The 7,740-nt window shown below is 39.3% G+C and carries 4 protein-coding genes; 1 reads left to right on the forward strand and 3 read right to left on the reverse strand.

Going from position 1 to position 7,740, the window contains the following annotated elements; translation table 11 throughout:
* Window positions 1–50 precede the first annotated feature (50 nt).
* Window positions 51–470, forward strand: coding sequence for an acyl-CoA thioesterase (locus V7083_RS20375; RefSeq protein ID WP_335481361.1), 420 nt, complete (start codon window positions 51–53; stop codon window positions 468–470).
* 67 nt (window positions 471–537) lie between these two features.
* Here the strand turns inward: V7083_RS20375 and V7083_RS20380 are convergent, their stop codons facing one another.
* From V7083_RS20380 to V7083_RS20390, 3 genes are all read right to left on the reverse strand, one after another.
* Entirely contained in the window at window positions 538–3,744 is a 3,207-nt protein-coding gene (locus V7083_RS20380) for a UvrD-helicase domain-containing protein (RefSeq protein WP_335481363.1), read from the reverse strand.
* A complete protein-coding gene (locus V7083_RS20385; RefSeq protein WP_335481365.1) occupies window positions 3,737–6,673 on the reverse strand; it encodes a PD-(D/E)XK nuclease family protein in 2,937 nt (978 codons plus the stop codon). The genes V7083_RS20380 and V7083_RS20385 overlap by 8 nt, the downstream gene beginning before the upstream one ends.
* A 103-nt stretch (window positions 6,674–6,776) precedes the next feature.
* Window positions 6,777–7,505: a CBS domain-containing protein gene (locus tag V7083_RS20390; protein WP_335481368.1), complete on the reverse strand. Its 729-nt coding sequence runs from the start codon at window positions 7,503–7,505 to the stop codon at window positions 6,777–6,779.
* Window positions 7,506–7,740 lie beyond the last annotated feature (235 nt).

Below are 7,740 nucleotides of genomic sequence, written 5' to 3' on the forward strand. Positions count from 1 at the left end.
TAACACAGCCTATTTTTTAAAAGAAATAGCAAATTTTGGGGTGATTAATGATGGATGATTTTCGTTTCTCGCATCGTCTAAAGGTTCGTTACTCAGAGATTGATGGACAAAAAATTGTGTTTAACGCCCATTATTTAACCTATATTGATGTGGCGGTAACGGAATATTTTCAGGAGGGGCTTTGCTTAGATTTAAACAGCAGCGACTTTGACTTTGTCTTAGCCAAATCCACTTTGGAATATAAGAATTCCGCTCATTTGAATGATTGGCTGAATATCTGGTGCAAAATGTCCACGGTCGGCACCTCCAGCATGGTGATGAATTGCATGATTACTGTAGAAGGAGAAGACACTCCAATTCTATTAGCTGAGATCATTTATGTTAGCTATGACCCTGAAACTAAAACAACTAGACCAGTGCCGAAATATGTACGGAATAGGATCGAGGAATTTGAAGGTGGAAGTCTTTAACATCATTTCCACATTTACATCTAAAAAAATGACTATCAATCCAATGCTTGATAGTCATTTTTTACTGTTATGCATGTACCGACTTGAACAAATTCGGCTCTAAAAAGTAAAGAATCGTGTCAGCCACAGCTTCACCTGTTAGATCCTGCCAAGCCTGCTTGTAGAACATAAGTTGACTGCTATAAAATTCCTGCAGCTTATCATAGTCCTCCGCATGTTTTGCCCGGTCTGTTTTGTAATCGACTATGGTCCATAAGTCGTTTTTCTTATAGATAAGATCAATTGTCCCCTTCACCCAAAATGGATATTGATCCTCAGGCCGGGTGGAAATAGAAGTGTACAAAGGATTCCCCTTCTCCAGCTTAAGAGTAAAAGGGACTTCGGTTAACACCATATCAGCAAGCCGTAAATCATCCCATAGTGAGGAACTTTTTAAATTCTTAACATGCTTCCACACTTCAGGCTCTTTTTCCAACGAGATGTTGTATTTGAATAAAGTGTTCTTTATGAAATGTTCAAGGTCATGTCCATGCACCGCTTTGTCAAATACATCATGAATCACGGTACCCCAATCTTTTCCCCCGCCAGATTCCCGTTCAATCGTGATTTGGGCATAATCCTTTTCTTTTGTCGGTGACCATTGATCATAGGTTTTCACTTTACTTTGATGTAGCCAAAGATCTTTACAACCTGTTCTTGCTTGAAATTCACTTAATGTAATCTCATAAGGCGCCGTTTCCGTCCCACAGATATCAAGTTCTGGAATTTCCAGTTCTTCCACCATTTCCATTCCAAAGAGGATATTCCATGGATTTTTCTTATTTCCGCCGTTAGAGCTGATGATCAGTGCTTTCTCTGCCCGGGTTGCCGCTACATAAATGATTCGCAGCTCCTCTTCCGTTAAATAATTCAACTCCTCTGCCTTATGAATTTCCCAATTAGGAGGAATCGCCATTTCCTTTACTTGGAAACCGCTATCGGTGGCAAAAGTAAAGTACCCTTTAGAACATTGGTCTTCCCGTTTAATATGCTTTGTAAGGAACGATTCAGGGTTTACCTGTTTTGCAGGATGTGCTAAAAAGACAATCGGTGCTTCAAGTCCCTTTGCTTTATGAACGTTCATAATTCTAACTGTGTCCGCCTCTTCTTCCATGTTGGCTACAGCCGTTTTTTCAAAAATTAATTCTGTCAATTTATTCATAACTTGATGGAACGTTGTATGACCTTCTGCTTCCTGTTTGCGAAGAGCCTCGATGATTTGCAAAAGACTAATATAGGTACGCTTGTTTCTGCCAAATGTTAAAAGCAACGGATAGAAACCAACCGCCTCCATTATTTTTTCAATCGCAGTGGTTGGAGCGAGATTTCGGATCATCTTTTGAAAAGACTGTAATTTCGTTAAGGCTGTTTCAAACTTTGCTTTTATTTCAGGGAACAGTCCCTCAGGAATCTCTGAATAGATGGAAAATCTTCCACCGAGTTCCTTCCATTGATATAATTCCTGATCACTAAAGCCAAAAAAGATTCCGCGTAACACTGCTACCAAACTAACTTGATCCGTTGGGTCTAAAAAGGATCTGAGCAAGATCCATAAATCCTGGAATTCTCTGGTTTCTCCAAGGATGACCTCACCACTGATACTTACTGGGATTCCGGCATTCTCAAGGATATTGGCATAAACGGCAATCCCGTCATTATATCGTGTAAGCACCATGAAGTCCTTTGCTCGATGACCTTGCTCCATTAAATGATGGATCGTCTTGGCAATATTATCAGCATCACAAGAAATGACTTCTTCCTTCTTTTTAATATCTGCTGGCACAGATAACATTTTTACACCTGTAAAACCTGTACCATCATCTTCATGATAGGAAATTAACGGGCGATAAGCAGCTTGATAAATGGTTTCCACTTCAGGCAACTGTTTTTTAAACACCTTATTCAATTCAGAAGTGACCGAATCGACTGTTCGGAAATTCGTCGTCAGTTGCAGTACCGAACCGCCATGCTCCTCGATTAACTGTTTAACCCGATTATATGTATCAATATCAGCACGTCTGAAACGGTAGATGGCCTGTTTCGGGTCACCAACAACAAATAATGAACCACTTCTTGGCTTGCAGTTCGTCCATATCTTTTCTTCAATATTTTCACTTGTTAAAAAAAACATAATTTCAGCCTGAATTGGGTCGGTGTCTTGAAATTCATCAACAAGTAAAAAACGATATTTCCCTTGAAAATAGCTTCGGACTTCTGCATTTTCTTTTAACAGCTTAGAGGTATGCATCATTAAATCTTGAAAATTTAATAGGGACCGTTCCTTTTTCAGCTGCTCATAGGTTGTCACTGCTTCCTTAAGAAATTCAATAATAATGGGATGGCAATATTCCTTCCATGCCACAATCAGCGGTTTTATTTTCACTTCGAACTCCGAAGTCATTTTTTCTTCATAGAATTTGGCATCCTCTTTTGACAGCCAGCGGTTATAGGTGGGCTTCAAATTTTTATCGAAAAAACTGAAAATCCCAATTAGCTCCTTATCCTTTGAAGAGTCGATAAACCGATCCTTTTGAATCGCCATGACAATCGCTTTTTGCAGGGAATCATACCCCTTGTCAGGCTCCTGATCGGGGATGCTTTTTCGGGCTTCATTGACCAATATCATAAATGATTGATAAGCATCAAACAGTTCTGGCTTCTCATTGGTTTCCGTCACCCACTCAACATCGGAGAATTCTCTAACATCCTTCAACCATTTGAAAAGATGATCCATGGATATCCCTAATTCCTCCATCCGATCGAATTGGCTTGGATCATTATCGAGTAGGTTCTCTAAATGCCTCTGCCAAGCTTCTTCTAAAACATCGGTATCATCAGCATCCTCTAACTCTTTAAAGGTTAAATCCAACTTTGCTTCAATCGGGCGCTCCCGCAGCAATTTTGCACAAAATGCGTGGACCGTTCCCAAATAACAGCACTCAATATTCTGTAATGCCACACCCAATCGAAATTGTGCGTCAAGGTCAGCTTCCTTTTTCCACGCATCCTCCAATTTAGCTTGAAAGCGAACCTTTAATTCATCAGCTGCTTTTCTCGTAAAGGTAATCGCCACAATTTCTTGGATTTCTGCTGTACCTGTGTAAATTAGATTTACCATCCGGTCCACCAGACTAGTCGTTTTTCCGGAACCAGCTCCTGCTTCCACTAGAAAGTTGGTCCCGAGATTCAGTTTAATTTGATCGCGTGCAGCATGATCTAAAATAACCTTAGTCATAGCCCCTCACCCCCTTTAATTTCTGGTTCGTAAATTTAGTCTCCATTATTTCTTTCGGATAAAAATGTCGCCGGCAGACAAGTTTAAATTCGCAAAATTTACAGTCATTTGCATCATCCGTCATCTCAAACTGTCCGTTTCTGATGAGATCAATTAGTTTTTCTAAAATATCTGTTCCATTGGTTCTTAATGTTTTGTCTTGCTTGCGGGTATACCGCTCGGCCATTCCCTTCACCGTTGGGAAATAATAAGAACTTTCTGTAACTGATCCCTCATCTAGACCCAAATGCTGTTCAATCGCCAAGGCGTAAATCATGTGCTGAAGCTGACGGCCACCATTAAAAGCGCCATTTTTCTTATAGCCATACGTGCTGCCAGTTTTGTAGTCAATAATGTGATAGAATCCATCCTTCGACTGGTCCACCCGGTCAACGATCCCGGCAATTTTCACTTCCCCGGAAGGAAGCTTAATCACCGCCGGTTCCCTATCTTCCAAGCCAAATGAATATTCAAAATGGAGTGGTTGATAGTCCTCACTGTGACGTTCCTCTTCTTTTAAGAAAATTTTGCAGCATTCCAATAGATCGTTCAGTTCACGTATATAAACACGCTCATTTGGCGGAGGAAGAATTTCCCGTTGCTGCTCAATCAGTCCTGTTGCCAGTATTATCAACTGGTCTAAATGAAGGGCATAATTAGGCTTCACTTTTCCCTGTGTTAATCCCTTGTAAAATTGTTCAAAAATACTGTGCAATAGACTTCCACGTGTCGCCGGGTCCAGCCATTTATGGGCATCAAAACTGATCTCCTCAACTGGCTTTACTCTTAAAACTTCCTTTAAAAAATACGAGTATGGACATTTAGCTAGTGTTTCAAGCCTTCCTGCACTCATGGTTTTATCTGGATTTAAGCGTGGGTCATGGTGATCAACATTAAGGTGTACCACCCCGTCAAATTCCGTCACATGGTTTGAATGACGCGCGATCTCGGCTAAAATTCCTTTATTGATCGGATAAAAATGCTTCAGGATCCCTTCCGATACTAGACCGGTTGAGTCATTCGTCAATTTTTCATTCCAAAATTCCTTGTCTTCAAAAATATCATTCGCAATGATAGAAGACTGTAAGGTTTTTAACTGCTTAAATTCTGCATCCTGTTGACCTGTCATCAAACGGTAGCACTGTAATACGATAAAGGCGGGATTGACTACCCGATTACCATTCATATCATAGTTGCAATAGCTAATAAATACCCTACCGGTTGAATGAGCAAGAAGCTGCAATAAGCTATATAAATTAACTTTTCCTTGATCTCTTAATAATGGGAGGTCCCTGTTTATCTCCATTCTCTCTTGATCAAGCAGCAACGGGTCTTCACTTGAATTACCTGGGAACTTTTTATTATCCACCCCTACAACAAACACATTAGACCGGCTGTTGTATAAGCCGTTTTTATACGAATCAATATGTAAATGTCCCGGCTTTGATCGCGATTGGTTGACCCGAATGGATAACAATAAATCCTTTACCTTTTCAAATACATCGTAGGCAGGCAAGGTTTCGTCCGCAAAAGCAGAAATTTTCTCGATTTCCTCGATTAGAGCTGTTTTGGACACCTCATCAAGTGCCGAGTTTGTTTTGGAATGATTGGTTAAAACATAGGCAATACCTGATAAGCAATTTTTGTAATTCATCTGGGTTTGGTACGGCGGCAGCTTTTTAAAAATACCAGATAACCATCGCTTTAACACGATAAGTTCACTTACTCGCATTTCATCTTCATCTAACTGTTCTATTTCAGCATTAATTAGGGACAGGTATCGGTCTTGTGACCAACCTACTTGTAAATCTCTTAAGATTTTGGCGATCCTGCCTTTGGTCGGTACCGCTTCACCTAGTTCTAGTAAGCCTTCATTCAGTAGATTCAGTAATTCTTGGACACTGTAATTTGACTGAATCCAGTTTATTAACCCGGAAACTAATCGGCCTGGACGGCTAAATGATACGGAAAGACCTTCTCCAAAAGTGACAGGGAGATCGATTTTTTGCGATAGATGAAAGAAAAGGGTACTATAATCACCTGGGCTTGTGTAATAAACTACACTTTCATCAAGAGGCGTTGTTGACGTCTTTATTTGCGCCAAAATTTGTTTTACTTCTAATTCCTCGGTTTTCGCTGTGAAAATCCGTACATTCTCTGCCTTTTGTGCGCCATCTTGCTGATAAAGATAGCTTAAGGTTGTCGGCTCTCCCCAGCGAATGGAGCTCAGACTTGTTCCTTCTGGAAGGTCAATGCCCAATACGGGCGCAAGTGGAAGTTTCGTAGTGGATTCAGGTAACATTTTTGCCAGTAATTGCTCTTCCAAATGGAATAGTTGAAGATTGGATTGTAAAATAAAGAGCTTTTCCGTTTCGATTCTGGCAAATTCAAGTGCATGATTTAAAATGTCAGCTCTATCAAATAATTGATTTACTTTTAATATATCTTCGAACTCTCCCATTATTTCGATTAGATCCGCAGCTTTTTCTAACGAAATAAAGGCGTTTTGATTGAAGGTATTTTTGGTGTACCCTGATAGTCTTAATGTTTGAATCGTTGAAAAAATAGCATGGCTAAAGGAAGGGGTTATTTCCATTCCGGAAAAGTATTGGAGGGCACCGGTTTCCTTCAACTGTTTGAGAATGGTATAGGTAAAATGCACCCCAATAGTGTGGTCCAGACTCTTCCAATATCGGTTGGATTTAAGTTCTAGTACGTTTTTAGCAAGATCCAGCACCGTTTTAAATTTAAGATTTATAGCACTATAACCAACTTTTACAAATGCTTGATTGATTTGTTCACCAATCGCATGGTTGTCCACAATGATGATTTTCTCTTTGAAAGGATTTTTAGTACATATTTGATTTAATTCCGCTAGTAAAGAATTCATGGAAACTCTCCTTCACGATCACTATAAATCCTAGTATATCACTATGAAACACGCTTTGTACCATATTCTTACAACAAAAGAAGCACACCCGAAGGCATGCTCTTTAATCCACTGTATAATCAATTTCAATGAGATCCCAAGGGGTAACAATCCCAAGGGGTTTCTCGTCTGCGCTGCCATTTTCTGTAATGATAACCGCTTCAAGCTTGGACTTCTTTTTATGTGCTTTTTCAAATATATTTTCTACATCAAAAATATTAATCTCTTTTGATACGAAGTCTATTGGATGATTTTTTTCCAACTTCATAATATCAGACACATGAATATCTGCTAAATTTACCAAGCCATTTTCCATGTTCATGGCCATCCATTTCATTATAGAGCTTGCTGTCAGCAGACCGATGCAGGATTTATTTTTATAGATAGGAAATTTCGAGTAACCATGTTCTTTAATAGCTGCCGTTACCTTCAAGATCCTATCATTGTAATCAAAAGAAACCACGTTTTTGCTTGCAATTGAAATCGCGTAGTTTGGCTTGCTTAAAATATTGGCGATTTTTTCAATATGGTTTACCACTTTAGCATTGGGCTCAGCAATATAAAAGCCCACTTCCATTTTCTCATGCACAATGGCATTCCTTAATCTAGCGTATTGCTCTAGGTCTTTTTTAAAGGTTTCAATCACTTGATACTTTTTGGCTCCAACCTTCACCAAAACGACAAATCGTTCATCATTAATTTTCACAATACCCCGTAATGCTTCGTGTACCTGATTATAGGCAACCTCAAATCGTTCTGACAAAAGCTGATTCTGTTTATTAACCGTTTTCATGTCTCTCTCCCAATTGTATTCTATTCTTTTATTATATTTTATGGGATATGAGACGTCTATTATAGTGGTATTATTTTGATATTGGATTATTAAACTTGTTAATTTTTCCTAGACCTCTCTTTTTTGCTAGGAATAAATTTATGCTTGAGGCATGAAAGACAGCCTACTCAGTAACTATTTCAAATTTGTCTTTCATCAAGCATATGAGAGACAAGTTTCTCCTACTTCCCGCTCT

Source organism: Bacillus sp. JJ1764 (genome assembly GCF_036962145.1).
GTDB lineage: Bacteria > Bacillota > Bacilli > Bacillales > Cytobacillaceae > Neobacillus.